At 55.2% G+C, this 20,626-nt stretch carries 13 protein-coding genes, 1 tRNA gene and 4 pseudogenes; 7 read left to right on the forward strand and 11 right to left on the reverse strand.

The features are described 5' to 3' along the window. Nucleotides 1–138 precede the first annotated feature (138 nt). On the reverse strand, nucleotides 139–2,049 hold the full coding sequence (dibA, locus tag HX818_RS19930; protein ID WP_177020607.1) for a phosphodiesterase DibA: 1,911 nt from the start codon (nucleotides 2,047–2,049) through the stop codon (nucleotides 139–141). A gap of 166 nt (nucleotides 2,050–2,215) precedes the next feature. Between dibA and desA the strand changes: the two genes are divergently transcribed. After that, on the forward strand, nucleotides 2,216–3,400 hold the full coding sequence (gene desA / locus HX818_RS19935; RefSeq protein ID WP_087693634.1) for a delta-9 fatty acid desaturase DesA: 1,185 nt from the start codon (nucleotides 2,216–2,218) through the stop codon (nucleotides 3,398–3,400). Nucleotides 3,401–3,772: 372 nt separating this feature from the next. Further along, nucleotides 3,773–4,771, forward strand: coding sequence for a sensor domain-containing diguanylate cyclase (locus HX818_RS19940; protein ID WP_177020608.1), 999 nt, complete (start codon nucleotides 3,773–3,775; stop codon nucleotides 4,769–4,771). A gap of 120 nt (nucleotides 4,772–4,891) precedes the next feature. On the opposite strand, the gene HX818_RS19945 is transcribed toward HX818_RS19940, so the two are convergent. The 3 genes from HX818_RS19945 to gabD form a co-directional block, all read right to left on the reverse strand. Beyond that, complete coding sequence (locus HX818_RS19945) at nucleotides 4,892–6,100, reverse strand: HDOD domain-containing protein (RefSeq protein ID WP_003218151.1); 1,209 nt, start codon at nucleotides 6,098–6,100, stop codon at nucleotides 4,892–4,894. 137 nt (nucleotides 6,101–6,237) lie between these two features. Beyond that, nucleotides 6,238–7,515 carry a 4-aminobutyrate--2-oxoglutarate transaminase gene (gene gabT, locus HX818_RS19950; RefSeq protein ID WP_003218153.1) on the reverse strand — a complete coding sequence of 426 codons (1,278 nt, stop codon included), beginning with the start codon at nucleotides 7,513–7,515 and terminating at the stop codon, nucleotides 6,238–6,240. A 181-nt stretch (nucleotides 7,516–7,696) separates the two neighbouring features. Beyond that, on the reverse strand, nucleotides 7,697–9,139 hold the full coding sequence (gene gabD / locus HX818_RS19955) for an NADP-dependent succinate-semialdehyde dehydrogenase (protein ID WP_003218155.1): 1,443 nt from the start codon (nucleotides 9,137–9,139) through the stop codon (nucleotides 7,697–7,699). A 395-nt stretch (nucleotides 9,140–9,534) separates the two neighbouring features. On the opposite strand from gabD, the gene HX818_RS19960 reads away from it, so the two are divergent. The 4 genes and pseudogenes from HX818_RS19960 to HX818_RS31265 all read left to right on the forward strand — a co-directional run bounded on the left by HX818_RS19960 (nucleotide 9,535) and on the right by HX818_RS31265 (nucleotide 11,645). Then, nucleotides 9,535–9,611: transfer RNA gene (locus tag HX818_RS19960), tRNA-Arg, on the forward strand. 137 nt (nucleotides 9,612–9,748) lie between these two features. Next, nucleotides 9,749–10,537 (forward strand): annotated as a pseudogene (locus HX818_RS19965) (DUF927 domain-containing protein); the annotation flags it as partial. Continuing rightward, nucleotides 10,483–11,042: pseudogene (locus HX818_RS19970) on the forward strand (chromosome segregation protein SMC); the annotation flags it as partial. The pseudogenes HX818_RS19965 and HX818_RS19970, both read left to right, overlap by 55 nt. A 285-nt stretch (nucleotides 11,043–11,327) precedes the next feature. After that, a pseudogene (locus HX818_RS31265) lies at nucleotides 11,328–11,645 on the forward strand (histone-like nucleoid-structuring protein, MvaT/MvaU family). An 82-nt stretch (nucleotides 11,646–11,727) separates the two neighbouring features. Here the strand turns inward: HX818_RS31265 and HX818_RS19975 are convergent. The 4 genes from HX818_RS19975 to HX818_RS19990 are packed head-to-tail and all read right to left on the reverse strand — an operon-like array spanning nucleotide 11,728 to nucleotide 16,907. Continuing rightward, on the reverse strand, nucleotides 11,728–13,167 hold the full coding sequence (locus HX818_RS19975) for an N-6 DNA methylase (RefSeq protein ID WP_177020609.1): 1,440 nt from the start codon (nucleotides 13,165–13,167) through the stop codon (nucleotides 11,728–11,730). Then, entirely contained in the window at nucleotides 13,157–13,744 is a 588-nt protein-coding gene (locus tag HX818_RS19980; RefSeq protein WP_177020610.1) for an HNH endonuclease, read from the reverse strand. The genes HX818_RS19975 and HX818_RS19980 overlap by 11 nt, the downstream gene beginning before the upstream one ends. Further along, entirely contained in the window at nucleotides 13,744–14,376 is a 633-nt protein-coding gene (locus tag HX818_RS19985) for a hypothetical protein (protein ID WP_177020611.1), read from the reverse strand. Before HX818_RS19985 ends, HX818_RS19980 begins: the two co-directional genes overlap by 1 nt. After that, entirely contained in the window at nucleotides 14,373–16,907 is a 2,535-nt protein-coding gene (locus HX818_RS19990) for a sensor histidine kinase (RefSeq protein WP_177020612.1), read from the reverse strand. The genes HX818_RS19985 and HX818_RS19990 overlap by 4 nt, the downstream gene beginning before the upstream one ends. 393 nt (nucleotides 16,908–17,300) lie before the next feature. Here HX818_RS19990 and HX818_RS19995 point away from each other — a divergent pair. After that, a pseudogene (locus HX818_RS19995) lies at nucleotides 17,301–17,627 on the forward strand (Abi family protein); the annotation flags it as partial. A 132-nt stretch (nucleotides 17,628–17,759) separates the two neighbouring features. On the opposite strand, the gene HX818_RS20000 reads toward HX818_RS19995, so the two are convergent. Genes HX818_RS20000 through HX818_RS20010 form a run of 3 tightly spaced genes read right to left on the reverse strand, consistent with a single transcriptional unit; the run spans nucleotide 17,760 to nucleotide 20,604 of the window. Beyond that, a complete protein-coding gene (locus HX818_RS20000) occupies nucleotides 17,760–18,359 on the reverse strand; it encodes a hypothetical protein (protein ID WP_177020613.1) in 600 nt (199 codons plus the stop codon). After that, entirely contained in the window at nucleotides 18,356–18,916 is a 561-nt protein-coding gene (locus tag HX818_RS20005) for an RNA polymerase sigma factor (RefSeq protein ID WP_003218160.1), read from the reverse strand. Before HX818_RS20005 ends, HX818_RS20000 begins: the two co-directional genes overlap by 4 nt. Before the next feature lie 26 nt (nucleotides 18,917–18,942). Then, on the reverse strand, nucleotides 18,943–20,604 hold the full coding sequence (locus HX818_RS20010) for a VWA domain-containing protein (RefSeq protein ID WP_177020614.1): 1,662 nt from the start codon (nucleotides 20,602–20,604) through the stop codon (nucleotides 18,943–18,945). Between the last annotated feature and the right edge of the window lie 22 nt (nucleotides 20,605–20,626).

The following is a 20,626-nucleotide window of genomic DNA, read 5'->3' on the forward strand; positions in this document are numbered from 1 at the left end:
GTGTGGAGATCCAAATGTGGGAGCGGGCTTGCTCGCGAAGGCGGTGGTTCAGTGACAGATTTGCTGACTGACACGCCGCCTTCGCGAGCAAGCCCGCTCCCACATTTTGGCCCTGTTTGAAATCAGGACAGGCGGTGTTTAACGAATGGTCGGCGCCCTCGCCCAATCCAGCTCACCGGCCGGCATCGGCCGACCAAACCAGTACCCCTGGCCAAGGTCACAGCGCTGGTCCAATAGAAACCGCGCCTGCTCAACCTGCTCGATACCTTCGGCATGCACCTGCATGCCCATGCTCTGCGCCAACGCGATCACTACCCGCACGATCGCCGCATCGTCTTCATCCCATGGCAACCCGGCGACAAAACCCTGGTCGATCTTGAGCTTCTGCACCGGCAAGCGCTTGAGCCGCAGCAGCGATGAATAACCGGTGCCAAAGTCGTCGATGGCCAGGCGCAAGCCGAGCTCACGCAGGCGATGCATTTGCTCAAGGGCGACTTCCGGGTCTTCCATCACCGCGCTTTCGGTGACTTCCAGCTCTAAAAGCGCCGGATCCAGCCCCGTGTCGTGCAGCACCTTGGCCACTTGCTCATACAGCTCCCGCCGGGCAAACAGGCGGCTGGACACATTCACCGCGAGAAACGTCAACGGTGCACCGTCTGCCAGCCACCGGCACATCTGGCGGCAGGCCTGGTCCATGACCCAGGCGTCGATGTCGGCAATCAGCCCGGTGCGCTCGGCAATCGGGATGAATTCCCCCGGCGGCACCAGCCCGCGCTCCGGGTGCTGCCAGCGCACCAGGGCTTCGACGCCGATCATTCGGCTGTCTTGCAGGTCGTGCACTGGCTGGTAGTAAACCCGCAGCTCCTGCTGATCCAGCGCGCGGCGCAGTTCACCGGCCATTTCCACGCGGTGCTGGGCGTGGGCAGTAAGCTCTTCGGTGTACAAGGCGTAGCCTTCGCGGCCGGCGCTCTTGGCCTTGAACAACGCGGAGTCAGCGTTGCGCAGCAGTTGCTCGGCGCTCAGCGCGTCGCTGGGGAACAGGCTGATCCCGATGCTCACGCTGATAAACAGTTGATGGCCGTCGAAGATGACCGGTTCTTTCATCGCGTCGAGAATACGTTGCGCCAGGGCGGCGGCCTGGCCCACCTGTGGACAACTTTCCGCCAGCACCGCGAACTCGTCACCGCCCAGGCGCGCCAGGGTCACGCCGGGGCCGAACAGGCCTTGCAGGCGCTCGCCGACGGCCTTGAGCAACTGGTCGCCGACGTTATGGCCGAGGCTGTCGTTGATGATCTTGAAATGGTCGAGGTCGAGCAGCAGCAAGGCGCAGCCACGTTTATGGATCTGCGCGGAGGCCAGGGCCTGTTCGGCACGATCGGTGAACAGCAGGCGGTTGGGCAGGTCGGTCAGCGGGTCGTGATGGGCCAGGTGCGCCAACTCGCTCTCGGAGTGCTTGATGGCGCTGATATCGGAGAACACCGCGACGTAGTGGCTGATATGGCCCTGCTCATCACGGATCACCCGGATGGTCTGCCACTGTGGGTAGATTTCGCCGCTTTTACGGCGGTTCCAGATTTCACCGCTCCATTCACCGTCACGTTCCAGCGTCTCGAACATCGCCTGGTAGAAACTGGCCGAGTGGCGCCCGGACTTGAACAGGCTCGGCTGGTGCCCCAGCACGTCTTCGCACTGGTAGCCGGTGATTTCGATAAAGGCCCGGTTGACGTGAACAATCAGCCCCAGAGCATCGGTGACCAGCACCCCTTCGCGGGTGCAATCGAACACGGCGGCGGCCTGGCGCAGGCGCTCGCGGTTTTCCTTCAGTGGCTGCTGGATCAGGTTGGCCCGGGCAAAGTGTGCGCAGAGCAGGTAGATCGCCAGGGCACTGAGGCTGACCCACAGGTAACCGCGTATCTGAAGCCAGTGGCCCAGCTCCACGGGTTCATCGATAAAGTTGATCAATACCTGATGGCTGAGCTGAATCCACACAATCGAAACCAGCAGGTACATCAGCCCGGCACGCAGGGCACCTCGGTATGAAAACAGCATATGTTCAGTAATCCTTACTAAAAAACCAGATTCGCCCTACAAAGGCTACGGATTATAGAATAAGAAACATCCAGTCACTCCTATCTGAAAGGGCGGCTGGTTTTATCTGTAGGCTTAGTGATAATGCGCAAGCTGGTTTTTTCTTTATCTGAGGGCCATACAGCCTATGTGGTACAACGGTTTTCTTGACTTGTCGGCCTGGCAACTGGTGGCAGTCACTCTGTTGATGACCCACGTGACCATTGTCGGGGTCACGGTCTATCTGCACCGCTATTCAGCCCACCGCTCCCTGGAGCTCAATGCTGGCCTGAAACACTTCTTCCGCTTCTGGCTGTGGCTCACCACGGCGCAGAACACCCGCGAGTGGACCGCTATCCACCGCAAACACCACGCCAAGTGCGAAACCGTCGACGATCCTCACAGCCCGGTGATCAAGGGCCTGTCCACCGTGCTGCGCAAAGGCGCCGAGCTGTATCGCGCCGAAGCCGAGAACCCCGAGACCCTGCGTATCTACGGCAAGAACTGCCCGGAAGACTGGATCGAGCGCAAGCTCTACACCCCGTACCCGCTGCTGGGCGTGGCGATCATGGGCGTGATCGACCTGCTGCTGTTCGGCACCATCGGCATCACCATCTGGGCCATCCAGATGATGTGGATCCCGTTCTGGGCTGCCGGCGTAATCAACGGCCTGGGTCATGCCATCGGCTACCGCAACTTCGAATGCCGCGATGCGGCCACCAACCTGATTCCCTGGGGCATCATCGTGGGTGGCGAAGAGCTGCATAACAACCACCACACCTACCCCAACTCCGCCAAGCTGTCGGTGAAGAAGTGGGAGTTCGACCTGGGCTGGGCCTGGATCAAAGTGTTCAGCTTCCTGCGCCTGGCCAAGGTGCAACGGGTCGCGCCGATCGCCCACCGGGTCGAAGGCAAGGGCAGCCTGGACATGGACACCGCGATGGCGATCCTCAACAACCGCTTCCAGATCATGGCCCAGTACCGCAAGTTGGTGATTGGCCCGCTGGTCAAGCAGGAACTGGAAAAGGTCGATCACTCGGTGCGCCACCAATTCCATCGCGCCAAGCGCCTGCTGTCGCGGGAGACCAGCCTGCTGGATGACCGCCATCACGTGCGCATCCAGAGCATGCTGGAGCACAGCCAGGCCCTGAAAGTGATCTACGAGAAGCGCCTGGCGCTGCAACAGATCTGGCTGAAAACCAGCACCAACGGCCACGACATGCTGGCGGCGATCAAGGAATGGGTGCACGAGGCCGAGGCGAGCGGGATTCAATCCCTGCGGGACTTTGCCCATCAGCTGAAGACCTATTCGCTGCGGCCTGCCGCGGCCTGATACGGCTGTAGCGAGCCGATTTTTTGTGGCAAGGGAGCTTCTGTGGCGAGGGAGCTTGCTCCCGCTGGAGTGCGCAGCGCTCCCAAGATTTTGGGGCCGCTACGCAGCCCAGCGGGAGCAAGCTCCCTCGCCACAACAAGCTCCTTCCCCATAGCAGCCCCTCCCCACCGCAACTCCTTCCCCACAGCAAGCCCCTCCCCCCAACAAACTCGCTCCTACATGTTTCTGGCGCCATTTCTTGGTCGCCTCTAATCGGCGCTGATAACGGAACTTCGCAGCAAATTCCCCCTCTCAATCAACACTTCGCCATCCCGGCGGCCCTTGTTGTGACCGCTGCCCAACCCCGCGGCCTGCCCAGAGAGAGTTGTGCCGATGGTCCCCGAACAGACCTTCACCGACACCCCCGTCCTCGAACAGCCACGACCGGCAGCCGCCGCTACGTTACTGGCCCTGATGCATGCTCAGGGCGAAGTGGAACGGCTGAGTGAACGCGAGCAACTGCTGAGTTCGCTGTTGGTCAGTGTGAATGCCGTGCTCTGGGCAATCGAGTGGGACACTCGCCGCGTGCTGTACGTCAGCCCGGCCTATGAGCGGGTTTTCGGACGTACGGCGGGCATGTTGTTGACCGACTATCGGGAATGGCGCAACAGCATCCACCCCGAAGACCTCGACTACGCCGAGCACAGCCTGGCCCAGGTGCTGCACAGCGGCGCCGTGGAAGACCGCGAGTACCGCATCATCACCGCCGACGGGCAGATCCGCTGGCTCAGCGACAAGTGTTACATCAACCAGCAGGCCGAGCCCGGCCAGCCGGTGATCGTGGTAGGCATAGCCGAAGACATCACCGAAAAGAAGCAGCTGGAACTCGAGCTGCACCGCCTGGCCACCACCGATGTGCTGACCCGCAGCAGCAACCGCCGGCATTTCTTCGAGTGCGCCCACCACGAGTTTGAACGCGCCTGCCTGCAAGGCACGCCCCTGGCGTTCCTGTTGCTGGACATCGATGACTTCAAGGTGGTGAACGACACCTACGGCCACCTGGAAGGCGATCAGGTGTTGCAGCGTATCGCCGAGAGCGGTCGGGGAGTTCTGCGCCGTGGCGACCTGTTCGGGCGCATTGGCGGCGAAGAATTCGCCGCCATACTGCCCGGTTGTGCCCCGGAGATGGCAATGCAGGTGGCCGAACGCCTGGGGCACGAGATTGCGCAGCTGAGTTTCAGCCACGACGGTGAGAGCTTCGCGGTCACCGTCAGCCAGGGCCTGGCCAGCCTGACCGCCGAGGACGCCAATGTGGACAGCCTGTTTGCCCGCGCTGACGCGGCCATGTACGAGGCCAAGCGCCAGGGCAAAAACCGCGTGCTCCCCGGCTGACGCCACACGATGACCTGTGGGAGCCGGGCTTGCCCGCGATGCAGGCACCTCGGCGTGTTGGTTGTACCGGGATGATGCTATCGCAGGCAAGCCAGCTCCCACACTGGCACGCATCGCCTGCTAGGTTTTGCGCATACGCGTCAATTCCGGCAAACCCACCTTGAGCAAGCGTGCCGTCTTGCCTTTCGCCAATGCCTCGACGCCTTCATGCTCGGTCAGCCGCGCCAGTTGCGCCGCCAGGTTCATCACCAGCGCTTCGCGGGAATACACCCCGCCCTCCAGCGAATAAATCGCCGCGATCAACTGGCGCAACTCCAGCGGCAGGCGCCAGCGTGTGCGCAGTGCCGAACCATAGGCCGCGCCGAAGGTGTAGAGGGACTCGCCAATCGCTTCATCATCCAGTTCGCCACCGCCCAGCAGCCAGTCTTGCAGGCACCGCAGCAAGGCCAGGTCGCCAAGGCGATGGAGGATCCCGGCGCTGTAGCAGCGCTCGTGATCCAGGTCGAGCATGCGCGCCAGGCTGCGGGCGTAGTCGGCGGTACGCTGGGACAGCTGCCAATGACGCTCGGCGTAATCCACAAGGCTCGGGTCGCTCAGTACCACGTTGTGCTTGAGGGCGAGCCCCAGGATCAGGTTCATGCTCTGCCCCGCCGCCAGCTTGTGCAGGGCCATGCCCAGGGTCTGTACCGGCGAACCGTGATGGCCGGCGCTGTTGGCGGCGGCGATCAACACGGCAGTAATCTGCGGGTCCATGCGCACCTGCTCTTCCAGGCGCTTGAGGTCCAGGCCCTCCGGCTCCAGGCTATGTTGCACCGCAGCCTGCACGTCGACCCGCAGCGGCGCGCCGTCGGAGGCTTCCCGGCGGCGCTCCAGAAACACCGGCAAGGTCATGCCCGGCGCCAGGGCCGGGACTTCGCAATACACCGTCTCACCTTCGTTCAGCAGCAAGTCCTGCAGGCGCTGGGTCAGGCTTTCCATGTTCAGGGGTTTGGTCAGGTACGCGGTCGGTGCCAGCGGCAAGGCTTCGCGCACACTGGCGCTGTCGTTGCGGGTACTCAGCAGGATAAACGGCAACAGCGGCGTACGCCGTTGCAGGCGCACGCTGCGCAGCAGGCTCAGGCCATCGACGCCGGGCAGCTCCCAATCGGCAATGATCAGGTCATAGGGTTTGTCACGCAGCAACTCGGTGGCCCGCTGGCCATCGGCACACACATCCAGCCGTGCGTCACAGCGCACATTCAGCAACACCTGCTTGAGCAGATCTCGGGACCAAGGGTCGGCCTCGGCAATCAACACACGGGGTACAGCCGGTAAATCAACAGCAGTCATCCAGCACGCTCCATCGGCAATACCAGCACCTTAGACAAAGGAGCCGCCTGCGTACAATGAACAACGGCTGAATACCGTTCATCGGGCACAAAAAAACCCGCCTAAGCGGGTTTTTTGTCGATCAGGTCAACTTTTGATCACAGCTCGGAGAAGCACTCTTCGATGATCGCCAGGCCTTTGTCCAACTGCTCGTCCGGCGAAGTCAGCGGAACCAGCACGCGCAACACGTTGCCGTAGGTGCCGCAGGACAGCAGGATCAAGCCCTTGTCACGCGCCTTGGCCACCACGGAAGCGACAGCAGCGGCGTTCGGCTTATGGCTGTCGCCATCTTCGAACAGCTCGACCGCAATCATTGCGCCCAGGGCACGCACTTCGCCGATCACCGGGTACTTGGCCTGGATAGCTTTCAGACCGGTCACCAGGCGCTCGCCCACAGCCTTGCAGCGGTCCAGCAGGTGCTCTTCTTCGAACACTTCCATCACGGCCAGGGCCGCGGCGCAAGCGATCGGGCTGCCAGCGTAAGTGCCGCCCAGGCCACCTGGCGCAATGGCGTCCATGTATTCAGCCTTGCCGCATACACCGGCCAGCGGGAAGCCGCCTGCGATGGATTTGGCGAAGGTGGTCAGGTCGGCGGCAACGCCCATCTGTTCCATGGCGAAGAAAGTACCGGTACGGCCGGCACCGGTTTGCACTTCGTCGGCGATCAGCAGGATGCCGTGCTTGTCGCACAGTTCGCGCAGGCGCTTCATGAAGGATTTAGGCGCGACGTAGAAACCGCCTTCGCCCTGCACCGGCTCGATGATGATGGCAGCGATATCACGCGGCTCGGCATCGTTCTTGAAGATGCGTTCGATGCTGGCGATGGAGTCGTCATCGCTCACACCGTGCAGTTCGTTCGGGAACAGCGCGCGGAACACGCCGCCTGGCATCAGGCCCATGCCGGCCGAGTACGGCACCACTTTGCCGGTGAGGCCCAGGGTCATCATGGTGCGACCGTGGTAGGCGCCGGTGAACGCGATCACGCCGGCACGGCCAGTGGCGGCACGGGCGATCTTCACGGCGTTCTCTACCGCTTCGGAACCGGTGGTGACCAGCAGGGTTTTCTTGGCGAAATCACCCGGGACCTTGGCGTTAACTTTTTCGCACAGCTCAACGTACGGCTCGTAGGCCAGTACCTGGAAGCAGGTGTGAGTCAGCTTGTTCAGCTGTTCGGTCACGGCGGCGATGATTTTCGGGTGCACGTGGCCGGTGTTCAGCACGGCGATACCGCCGGCGAAGTCGATGAATTCGCGACCTTCAACGTCGGTCACGGTGGCGTTCTTCGCCGACTCGGCGAAGATCGGGTGAATCTGGCCAACACCGCGTGGTACAGCGGCTTCGCGGCGTTTCATCAGGGATGCGTTGGTCTTGCTCATAAAGTCCTCATTCGCCACTCATCGGGTGGCGTGGTCCAAGGAATACGTGGCGGGGAGGCAACTACGGCAGCATGCGATGATCGACTGCCACAGCTTTCCCGGCCACTACGAATAACGGGTGAAACACGCAAAGGGACAGCGCTCTCGTGCCCTTTGCGTTTGCAACAATGCCTTGCCGGGCTTAGATGCCCAGGCAGAGGTATTTGATTTCCAGGTAGTCCTCGATCCCGTACTTGGAGCCTTCACGGCCCAGGCCCGAAGCCTTGATGCCGCCGAACGGCGCCACTTCGTTGGAGATCAACCCGGTGTTGACGCCGACCATGCCGTATTCCAGGGCTTCAGCCACACGGAACACACGGCCCAGGTCGCGGGCATAGAAGTAGGAAGCCAGGCCGAACTCGGTGTCGTTGGACATCGCGATCACTTCGGCTTCGTCTTTGAAGCGGAACAGCGGCGCCAGTGGGCCGAAGGTTTCTTCCTTGGCCACGGCAGCATCTTTCGGCACGTTGACCAGGATGGTCGGCTCGAAGAAGTTGCCTTCCATCACCTTGCCGCCAGCCAACAGGGTCGCGCCTTTGCTCAGGGCATCAGCGATGTGCTCCTGAACCTTGGCCACGGCCTTCTCGTCGATCAGCGGGCCGGTGGTGGTGCCCTCTTCCAGACCGTTGCCGATCTTCAGCTTGGCCACTGCCACTTTCAGTTTCTCGGCGAACGCGTCGTACACCGAATCCTGGATGTACAGGCGGTTGGCGCAGACGCAGGTCTGGCCGTTGTTGCGGTACTTGGAAATGATCGCGCCTTCGACGGCCTTATCCAGGTCTGCATCGTCGAACACGATGAACGGCGCGTTGCCGCCCAGTTCCAGGGAAACCTTCTTGATGTCCTTGGCGCATTCGGCCATCAGCTGGCGACCGATTTCGGTGGAGCCGGTGAAGGACAACTTACGCACGATCGGGTTGCTGGTCAGCTCGCTGCCGATATCGCCGGCGCTGCCGGAGACCACGCTGAACACGCCTTTCGGAATGCCGGCACGCTGGGCCAGCTCGGCCAGGGCGAACGCGGAGAACGGGGTTTGCGATGCAGGCTTGAGCACCATGGTGCAACCGGCAGCCAGGGCCGGGCCGGCTTTACGGGTGATCATCGCGGCCGGGAAGTTCCACGGCGTGATGGCAGCGGTAACGCCGATTGGTTGCTTGATCACGATCAGGCGCTTGTCCGGCTGGTGGCCGGGAATCACATCACCGTAGACGCGCTTGGCTTCTTCGGCGAACCACTCGATGAACGAAGCGGCGTAAACGATTTCGCCCTTGGCTTCGGCCAGCGGCTTGCCTTGTTCCAGGGTCATCAGGCGAGCCAGGTCATCCTGGTTCTCGATGATCAGCTCGAACCAGCGGCGCAGCTTGTTGGCGCGGTCCTTGGCGGTGAGTGCACGCCAGGCCGGCAGGGCCTTGTCAGCTGCTTCAATGGCGCGACGGGTTTCGGCGGCGCCCATTTTTGGCACGGTACCGAGGATTTCGCCGGTAGCGGGGTTGTTGACCTTGATCGTTTGACCGTTGTCCGCATCGACCCAAGCGCCATCAATAAAGGCTTGCTGGCGGAACAACTGGGTGTCTTTGAGCTGCATGTCGGCTTTCCTTAACAGCACCGCGCACGCGCGGAGCGAATTAGAGTTGTTGAAAGGCGCCTTGAGGGCTGCCGTCAGGGAAATCATTCACTGGGCGCAAGCACGTAAATAGCGCACGAAAGGACAAATGTGCGGTTCAGCACCCAGGCAGGAGCGTTTGAAATCTCAAACGAATCCTAGGATCAATGGGGGTGCAGGGCAATAGTCTGTTCGAAAAAAAGAACGAAAACGGCGCATTTGCTCGATTTTTCTGATCAGCGTGTTTCGGGCGAGTTCCGCCCTATTGCGCCGAGACGCCCGGCACAGGGCGCCAGCGGCGCGTATTCCTACGGGTGGCCGGGCGAAAAGCGGCATGGACGCCCAAGGTCGACATGGGTATGATGTCGCCCGCACAAGCATCCGTAGCTCAGCTGGATAGAGTACTGCCCTCCGAAGGCAGGGGTCGTGGGTTCGAATCCCGCCGGGTGCACCATATAGCAGTCTCGGGCTGTCTCAGACAGTCTACGAAACACCCCAAGAAGCCCGCCCCGTGCGGGCTTTCTTGTTTCTGGCTATCCGTCCCTGTCTACCCCTGTAACTTCCCGCCGTGTATGCCCAAGTGTATGCGTCGTGTATTCGCCTCTCGAAATCCTCCCCGCACCCGCGAGGACAAGGGCCATAACTGGGGTTTGTTGGTTGAATTCGACGGCCCGGACGGAGCCAAAAAACGCTGGAACATTCCGGCCCGAACCATGACTGGTGACTTCGGCAAGGACGTACTTGGGCCACTGGTCGACATGGGACTACGCCTTGCCGGAAGTCGATCGGGGCGCAATGCCCGCAACGACCTGCAGAGTTATCTCGGCGGCTTCGGTAGCGCCCAGCGCGCACGTTTGGTAACGCGCTTGTGTTGGCACGATAGGGCTTTCCTTTTGCCCGAACCGCAAATCGGCTCACATACCGAACACCTGCATTTTTATGAAGCCGGTGCGCAGTTGCCACCGATCAGCGAGGCGGGCTCTCTGGAGCAATCAACAGCAAATCGGCGCACTGTGCGCTGGCAACCACCGCTTGGCATTTGTCGTCTCTGTGGCGTTTGCGGGACCTCTGCTCAACCTACTCGGGCATGAGTCGGGCGGCTTCCATCTCTACGGTGACAGTTCCGGGGGCAAGACTACCCACTTGCAGGTCGCTGCCTCGGTTTTTTATGGCGGGCCGCGTCTGGTACGTTCGTGGCGTTCCACGGACAACGCCCTGGAGTCCATCGCCGCCGCCCACTCAGACGGCCTCCTGGTGCTGGATGAAATCGGCATGTGCGACCCCCGCATTATCGGCGAGACGGTCTACATGCTCGGCAACGGCACCAAGCCGACGAGCAAGAGCTCAACGAAAAGCGGGACAGTCTCAGTACACGTTTGGAACAGATCCAGCAGCAAGCGTCCGAGGATATTGCAAAAGCCCGTTAAGCCGAAACCGACGCAGCAACCGCCTATGCCCAAGCTGTGGCTTGGGGCGATACCGAGGGCGAAAAGGACGCTAATACGAACGCCCAGAAAGCAGCGAAAAACCTCACAACTGCAACCGAGCAAAATCGTCGCCAACACTTAATCATTACAGCGTTGAAAAAGGAACTGGTCACCGTCGACCAACACATCGATGAGGCTCAAAAGAAATACAATGCCATCGAAAGAACAGCTATGTTCCTGGCACGGACGGTATTGGAAGAACAGTGGAACGAAAAAGCCCAAGTGCTGATGGATTTGGGGAGCAAGCTCTGGGCTGTTGAGGGGATGCTGGGGGGCGACCAACTCAGCCTGAGAAAATGGTGCTTCCAAAACAGAGTGATGGCTTCGACAAATGGAGCAGACGTGAATGGTCGGAGCTTTCAAGCAAATACACCGTGCAGGACATCCTATCGCTGTAACGCGGGCAGTTTAAAACCCGTCAGGATAGAGGTCATGATCACTCGAATACAAAGTAGCGCGGGTTGGACCTAAACCTTAAAGGCGCGCAGAAACCATCTGACAACCACTAAAATCGGGGCTATCAAAACACGCAAAACTAAGACGGCCGAAATACTTACCTTCAACTTAATCCGTACTTAATTGAGCCATATCGGAAGAAAATAAAAGTTTGAAAATGATACTGAATCCTTAAGCTGCAATCCTATAAAGATATGAGCACCTGTAAAGTATATCAGGAAACACTAATATCTAAACTTGCCGAGTACGGCCAGCTTGAAAACGCCTAGCTAAGCAGTTCCAGGCTCTGAAAGCCCTAAAGGGTGATTCCGGCCAGAATAGAGGAATCGAATTCGAAACCAAGCTATTTGGTCTTATGGATCAATACGACTTTAGCTTGAAGCACATCATAAATTTGTTAAATTCTAAAGCACAAAGAGCACTCGACTTAGAATGGAACACCCGGCATTAGCAAGACTCGACAACTGAAAAATTACAAAAATCCGAATACCGATGAATTGATTGAAACAAAGATCGAAAATCACAAAGCGCTGAAGGCTCTTTAGGGACTTCTTCTTATAAAACCTCAAAACTTGCAGCCATTTTATTTAAACCGAAACCCGTACGCCACTTTTATCCGCACCACCACTACGCATCGCGAAAAAAATTTTCTTCGGCTTTAATTACAAGCTCACTCATAGATATATCAGCGTTATGCTCACCAAAGCTTTCTAACTCCGCAAGACCTGGAATCGGAATCGAATTCAAATCGGCGGCATTAATCTGTGTGTGCCCGGAAAATCTGCGTATGTATGAATCAATTGTTTTAGTAGAAAGATACGCAAAGAGTGCAACACAAACATTACCACTAAGTTTTACCTTCTCACCCCAGATATAATTCAAATGATTTTCGACTCCCAAATATTCACCCTCATATGATTTCTCTAAGAAGGGAGCGGCTACAATTCTTGTGGATGACTCCTTAAAAGAAATCCGCCTCACTAGAATATAATTCTGTCTCGGAATTAGAACGGACATAGACTCGTCACATACTTTAATGTACCTACGTTTCGCTGCAACCCCTCTCCCAAAAGCAATCGAAGCATCAAGCCCAATACTATCTTGGTACAAAAGGAACGAAGAACGTTTACCTTTCCTCTCTAACAACCAATCGCCACACCTAAAATCTACAACCTTCCCTGTAGATGCGCGCAAACCTAAAGTCAGAAGAGTCTGGCTGAATTTAGCAATTTTACTTAAAAGTTCATCGTCGCCCGCCGCTAGGGGGATATGAATAAATTTTTGCGAGTCTCCTTTAAAATAGACCTTATCACGGCATATTTCTTTAGTTGAAATTTGACCATTATTTTTCTCATGAGAAATTCGAACAAACTCTACATTCTCTTTCGAAATTTTAAGAATCATAACTTCTTGCAGAACGCTTGAATCCCAGAATATTTTTCTTGACTCGAAAAGATATATCTCCTGCAGATAATAGCTCTTCAGAATACTGTTTCGAAAACCCTTAAATAATGGGCCGTTACAAAAACTTCTAGGAATAATCGCTATTAACTCGCCATCGTCCGAAAGCAATTTCAAGCAACACGACACAAACGCCGAGTAAATATTTGCTTCTTTATACCCAAGGTGATTTATACAAAACGTAGCTATATCAGTGCCCGCAAGAATTTTTGAATATGGGGGGTTAAGGATAATCCGATCATAGGTAGAAAGTTTTGGAAAACAATCAAAAAAGTCCGAATGAATTACGTTGGTATCTGCTATATCGAAAAAATTATCCTTTGCTAACTTTGCTAGAAAGCCGTCTTTTTCTATCAAGGTAAATAGAGCGTGTTCATGTTCCCGCTGAGCACGGTTCAAAACAGCAGCCGACAAGTTTCCAACGCCACAACAAGGATCCAAAACTGATACAGTTTGCCCAGGGCGAGCGGAAAACATCTCAGCCATAATTGCCGATACTCTAGCGGGGGTAAAATATTGCTCCGCTAACTTCTTTTTTTCTGCCGCAATCTCATTGATGGTCGAGACTCTAGATCTTTCGATTTTCTCTAAAAAATCATTGTTCACGCTTTAGCATTCCCGCATATTCAAAATACTTAAGTGTTAGCTCACAAAGCGCTTTTACTTCCTGGCTCTCTCCTTCCGACTTATCAGCAATCTTGGCTAGTTCAACAAGCTGCTGCTCCATACGTTCCATAAGCCAACAAATTTGACGCCTCCGCAAATTAAATTTGAGCTTCTTGTATATATATCCCCCCAAAGGAGTCAGCGGTACAATTGCCCCATCGGAACCTCTAGCTAGATGGTTATGGTAATCCGGATGACAGGGATCAACATATCCGACCTCGCCAACATAGGAAATATCGGACCTTTCTCCTGGCCAATCATCACTTTTCCCAATATTACATATCGGACAGCAATAAATTAAATTACTATATTCATTTTTAAGCGCATCAAATTTTGACTTTGGAGCAAAGTGATCAATATGAAAACCTCGCCTCCCACCAGAATAGTAATCGGGTGTATCGCAGTAACCACATTTCGAAATAAAATCTTCTCTTAACTCAAGCTTATATAATGAGTAGCGATTTTTCTGTTCTACAGAGGCGCGTCGTTCCGGACGAGAAGAATGAATAGGATACATCACACCCCACCCTCGCGTTTTAGCAACATATCGACTTGGCAAACCAACTTAGTCAAGAGTTCTAAACTACGATCCTCTTTTAACTCATTGGGAAGCATGGCGCCTGAAAGACCATGCTCTTCAAGATAGCCGTCCAACTCAATGATTCTTTGTCTCTGTTGAGCTGTGAGGCCTTCACGCGGCAGCGAAAGCAGAGCTTCAAACTCCTCCCCAGAACTACTCAGACGAACCCTATGATCTTCAATAACCTTAGCTATCTGGGCTCTAAATAGGGATTTCAAATCATCCTTCATCATTACCGCTTTAGCTTGAACTAAACGCGCATCATGTGTGGCCTCCAGTGCATCTGGCGCATGCGATGTCAGCAAGAAACAGGGAAGATGCTTATTACGCTCTTGCACCAGCTCTATTAACGCCTGACCATTAAAACCTACAGTTGCCTTTTCGTTCAACATAAAGTCTGTCACGATGGCATCTGGAGGTGAATTCATAATCTCGTCGACCACATCGTTCAAATCTGAATCATTAACTATTTGAACAATCTCCAACGAAAAGTGGCCGTCCATAAACTCCTGAAAATAAACAATATCATCAGGATCTTCATCAATATAAACCACCCGCCCCTTATTCATCCTTTCAGCTCCATTGTTATATTAAAACCATTCCCACGCCCAAGTAGCGCTTTACCACGATATTCTTCAATTGTCTTTTGGACGAGCCACATTCCAAGTCCAGTACCTATTTCTTCGCCCAGACTGTTGGTCTTCGTCGTAAATGTCGGCTGAAAAATATCTAGAGGATTCTGGATATCTTGAGAAAGGCCAGGACCTGTATCTTTATAATCAAAAAGTATTTTACCACTTACTCCCCTGGAGCCAATTGTAATTACGCGCCCACCGGAAAAACCTGGCCGTTTAAAAGCATCTGCTGAATTAATGATTAAATTATTAAATATGCAATCCAGATCTATCTCATAGGCTTTCAAGCAAAGTGAAGAATCATCGACCTCGACTCGCACAGAAACCTGCCGCTCTGAGAGCGTACCCATCCATTCATCACGTAAATTTTCCAAGTATGTCTTTATATTAATCTTAACTCTTTTTCGCTTATCCTTTCTAATAGTTCTTAACGAGTATTTTATCCAGTTCTTAACTCGCTCATCGTCTCTCCGCAGCATTTCTATTCTTTTGAATGGATTTTTAAAATCTGGAATTAGTTCTCTAGCATCTACATCCAAATCCGCGTAATTACGAATGAGATTTCCTAACTGGTCAAACCGATTACCAAGCTTTGAGTTCAAACTATCCAACTCATGAGTAAAAGATGCAATCGTGATTCCACTTGAAGCAAAAACCCTCAATAAAGAATTCTCCTTCTTCATATCCTCTAATCGATCATCAATCTCCCGAGTGCGAGCCTTTTCCTTAAGGAGGGCTAACGCCAGCTTTTCAGAATCGTCCTTAACCTCAGCATGTTCTTTTTTAATGTTTTCAAAAATCTTTTGAGCTAACTTCTCTGCATCCTCCTCTTGCTTTGGATTGAGCTCATCATCTGTTGGAGTGTTTTTATTGTCGTTATAAAAAGCGTAAACCTCTTTATACAAAGAGCTTCGATCTTGTTCAAACTCTTTAACAACAGCCTCAACTACGGATTTAAATAGACTAAACGTCTCATTTTCCTGAATACCTTCTCGACTAGACTTATCTTCCAAGCCCAAATTATTTAGTCTGGAAATATTAATGATGCCCGACATATTCTGAGGACCCACTCGCCAGCGCCCCGATCTGAGCGCCGATGGATCCTCAGCTTGCCTCCTACCTAGTCCCAGCCAATCCCATGAAGCCTTACCGATTTCACCGTAAGGGCGTACTCTGAAATTATCTCGATATATACGAACACCATTATTATGTTCAAGCCACCGCTTACGAGCATCGCTGTTATAAGAACGATGCAAAAATATCTCAATATCTTTTTTGTCGCTTACTCGCTTCAGAAAATATAAGGTAAAATCAAATCTACCAATTAACTCATGAGCTTTCTCGTTGCTTTCCTTCAGACCGGGAATAAGTTGATAAAGCGTTTTAGTATATTTTACCGACTCACCAAACAATTTATTTTTTGTATATGCTGGATCTTTGAAGAACGATCTATTCAGAAGTTCTTCACTGAGACGAGTAACGTCCAACTCTTGCCGAGTCGCTTCGAAGTTTATTACTCCATCATCATCCATTCGAGCAGAGAGCTTATAATCAAAATCATCGCAGATACTCGGCAACACCTGTCCAAATTCTGACTTATACCTTCTGCTATAAACATAAACATCAAACCCCCCAGCCTCAGCGGGGGGTACTAATGATGCTAACTCTGAAAATATCTTCTCAATATTAGACTTTTTCCAACAATCCCTCGCGCGGGAAATCTTAATCTGACTACCCTGCCTTAAACTTTCAACATCATGAAACTGCGCTAAGTCATCACCTAATGCGTCTAAGAGGTTATGTTGTAAAGAGCGATCTATGAAGCCAAGTTTTGCGTTAACACCGTCGATGGTCAACCCTTGCTGGTCGAAATCGTTCCAATTAACCTTCCACAAAAGGCATTTTTTTGAATCTTTTGTTTTTGTTAATAATTCACATTCTTCCCCTAGCCGATCTAACGCGAAACGACCAATCCCTTTAGCTCCGGACTTCACTCGACCAGTATTCACAGACACAAAATTATAATTTTTATTATCAGTACCAATTGTCATCCAGGCACTTTCAATAACATCTTCGGTCATCCCCTCGCCGTTATCAAGGATGTAAACCTTACCAATTTCAGATAACGTTTTTTCTATAATTGTTTTTTGCTCTGTGGTGAAAGCTTTTTCGTAGGCCTCTCTTGAAAAAACATACGACTCAATAAACAAATCAAGCGAATAAAAACAAAGAACGTCTTGCAGCTCTAACTCTTCAAGTATCTTTTTAAACTCTTCGTACTCAAGAGAGTTCAGCGCATCTGGAAGTTCAACAAACTTATCATCAAAATACACAATGCAAAATGACGCGTCGGCGTCATAACTATTTTTCACTAATTCAATAAGTGCACCTTCAGCAGATGACACGTTTTCTCTGCCAATTAGTCTTGCGGTTCTGGCGGAAACGTTAAATGGTATATCTTTCATAATCCCCCCCTAAAATGCACCTACTTTGCTGTGCAATACCTTTGACTATCCCTAAAATAGATAACGCTATGGTGCATCGAACTCCTAAGAGCACAGCAGCTCGTCTCACACTTAAACACCTATTCTGCCGTGATGAAGCTGGACTCCTTTCCACGAATCAACCTCCGATGGGCTCGCTATGCCTACTGCAGGCAAGCGCTGATTACCTTCAATTTGGTGCAATCATAGCGCCTACCCAGATATTCATGATCCGTTTTTTGAGGCGCAACCGATGCCTGGCCTTTTGGGACGTCGTAGCGACCTTGTTTCACATCTGCCAAGTGCGTGCCCCCCCATCTGGTGCTGCGTCCGCCTGAGATTTAGGGCCTCGTCGAGCGAGTAGGCGGATTCGCCAGTTGGCTGCGCAGCCTGAACTACCTGCGAAACGTATGCGCCCATCACAGTCGCCTGTGGAATCGGAACATCGTTGATCAGCCAAAACTGCCACCTGAGGAACAAGCTCCTGCACTGGCCGCATTCCATGATGATGCACACCGACGCGCGCGGCCTTTTATGCTCTTGTGTATCACCCACCACTTGATGAAGGTCATCAATCCGTCATCAAGCTGGGGACGACGGCTGAAAGCACTATTGGAGAATGACTTTCCAGACTTGTCCCACCTTGATCTGAATTTGGAGGGCATGGGAGTGGATCACCACTGGCAGGAGCGCGATTGGTAATCGAAAAAATCAAGGCAATAAAAAACCCCTGAGCAATTGCTGCACCGAAGCGCATCAACCGACAGGGGCCGTGTTGCAAATGATTATAAAGGCCGGAAGTCTCTCGTCAACCACCGGCTGGCGACCCCCACCTCAAGGATTTTTCAACGCCTCCAACCGCGCCGGCAGATCCTCCTTGGGAAAGCGCTTGTGCAACTCCAACAGCTTCTCATCCGCCGCCTTCGCCTCTCCCGCCTGCCGCAACCGCAGGATTTCCTGCAGCCCTTGCTCCAATGACGGCAGCACAACAGCCGCGCGCTTGCTCATCTTCGCCACCGGCTCATCCGCCAGCGAACCCGCGACTTCTGCCTGCACCTGAGGCGCACTGTCAGCCTGCGGAGCCACGGAGAATCGAGCCATCGGCGCGGCAGCCGGGGCCGGGCGGGCCAGTTCCTGCGGGGCGGCCGCGTAAGTCCCTGTGGATAACTCCGGCTGCGGCACCGGCGAGCGCGTGACCAAACCAATCATCAGGGCCACACCCGCGACGGTGGCAAACGCCATCTGCCAGCGCGGCCGTTGGCAGGCCTGTAACCAACGCTGCCACAGGCCGGGTTGCCGCACCGGTGCTTCACGGTGGGCGGTGGCCAGGATGAAGGCGTCCAGGGAAGCCGGCGGCTCGCCGCTGGTGTGTTGACGGAAATGCTCGATCAGCAGCTCGTCGTTCGAGTCCTGGGTATGTCGGGGGTCAGTCATGCGGGTACCTCCTCGGCCAGCAGTCGGCGCAGTTTCTGCTGGGCGTAACGCAAGCGGCTTTTTACCGTTTCCAGTGGGGCGCCGGTGAGCGCGGCGATTTGTGGCACTTCCAGCTCGCCATGCAGGCGCAGCAGGAACACTTCGCGCTGATCTTCGGGCAAGTCTTGCAACGCGCTGTCCAGGCGCGCCTGGTCGCGACTCAGGCTCAGCAGTTGCTCAGGCCCGGCGCTGTCGTCGGGCTGGCCGTGAAGCTGCTCATCGTAGCTGTCGTGCAGCGGGTTGTGGATGCCGTGTTTGCGCCAGTGGTCGATCAGGCGGTTGCGGGCAATCTGGAATAACCAGGTGCGAAAACTCGCCCGGCCCTGTGGCTCGCTGGTGCTGCGGATCAGGCTGAGCCAGGTGTCCTGGAACACTTCCTCGGCCAGTTCGGCCTTGTTGCTCAAGGACACCAGAAAACGGTACAGGCCCTGTCGATGCCGCGCGTACAGGGCCTCGAACGCTGCACCGTCGCCGCTGCGGTAGCGGGACAGCAGGGCTTCGTCGCTGGGTGAATCCATCAGGTGGCGCACTCCTTTGAGGTGGATCAGTGTTTGGCCGGGGCCTGGAGGCTCTGGGCCAATTCGACCAGTTGCACAAACTCGCCGCGCAAGCCGAAGGGGTCGTCGCCCCGGGCGGAGCGGGCCAGTGCGGCCGTGTCCTTGAAACTCATGCTGCCAGTGTAGCGGCCATCACCCTTGAGTTGCTGGGCGAAGGCGGCCACGGCAGCAGAGAAGCGCAGGTCGTCGCTGGGTTTGCCGCTGTGCTGGTTGCTGATCGGGTGTTCGATCAGTCGGCTATCGCCGCCTTCCGCTGGTTTGTAGCGTACCCGCAACATCGCCAACTCATCAGTTTTACCGTCAGCCTTGGCCGCCGATGCGTAGCGCAGTGGCTCCAGCCAACCCTGTTCACCCTTCGGGACAATCTCATACAACGCGGTCACTGTATGCCCTGCACCGATTTCGCCGGCGTCGACCTTGTCGTTGTTGAAATCCTCACGTTTCAAGGCGCGGTTTTCATAGCCGAGCAATCGGTATTCACTGACCTGCGCCGGATTGAATTCCACTTGCAGCTTCACATCCCGGGCCACCACAGCGAGGGTCGAGCTGAGTTGGCCCACCAGCACTTTGCGGGCTTCGCGCAGGTTGTCGATGTAGGCGTAGTTGCCATCACCGGCATCGGCCAATTGTTCCATCAGGTGTTCGTTGTAGTTATCCACACCAAAGCCGAGGGTGGTCAGGGACACGCCGCTTTTGCGCTGGTCGACGGCCATTTGCTTGAGGCTGTCGAAGTCACTGACGCCCACGTTGAAGTCGCCATCGGTGGCCAGCAGGATGCGGTTGATGCCTTTGTCGATAAACCCTTCGCGGGCCATTTGGTAGGCCATTTCGATCCCCGACGCGCCTGCGGTGGAGCCGCCGGCGGTAAGTTGGTCGATGGCATTGCGGATCGTGGTTTTGTCGCGGCCCGAGGTGGGCTTGAGCACCACCCGCGATTCGCCGGCGTAGACCACCAGCGAGACGCGGTCCTGGTCGCGCAGTTGGTCCACCAGCAATTTCAGGGTGCTCTTGACCAGAGGCAGGCCTTCGCGGCGATTCATCGAGCCTGACACATCCACAAGGAACACCAGGTTAGCCGGAGCCAGGTCCGCCACGGCGCGGTCCGAGGCCTTGATGCCGATGCGCAACAGTCGGGTGTGGGGGTTCCAGGGTGACGGTGCTACTTCAGTGGTCACGCCAAAGGGCGAGCCGTCGGTGGGCAAGGCGTAGTCATAAGGGAAGTAATTGACCATCTTCTCAAGTCGCACAGCACCTTCGGGCGGCAGGCTGCCTTGATTAAGGAAACGTCGTACGTTGGCATAGCTGCCGGTGTCGACATCGACGCTGAAGGTGGAGACCGGTGTTTCGGCAACGCTGCGAATTGGGTTGTCCGGGAGGTTCTGATATTGCTCCCGAGGCTCGGTCTGGTATTGCATGGCGATCGAGTCGTTCATGACCAATCGCGACGCCATCGGTGCAGGCGCAACCATCCGCTTGACCATGGCCCCCTGGACGCTGGCGGGCTCACTTTGCACCTCCACGACAGGCGCCGACTCAGCGGGCTTGGCCACATCACGGGATGAAGAGAGCCCACACCCGGCAAGCGCCACCAGCAGGGTCACGGTGAAGCCTTGGGCGGCAGGGCGCAACAGCAGAAGAGGACGGGACATGGGCTGAACCTCGTGAATGAAT

Source organism: Pseudomonas sp. F9001, from assembly GCF_013385435.1.
Taxonomy (GTDB): domain Bacteria; phylum Pseudomonadota; class Gammaproteobacteria; order Pseudomonadales; family Pseudomonadaceae; genus Aquipseudomonas.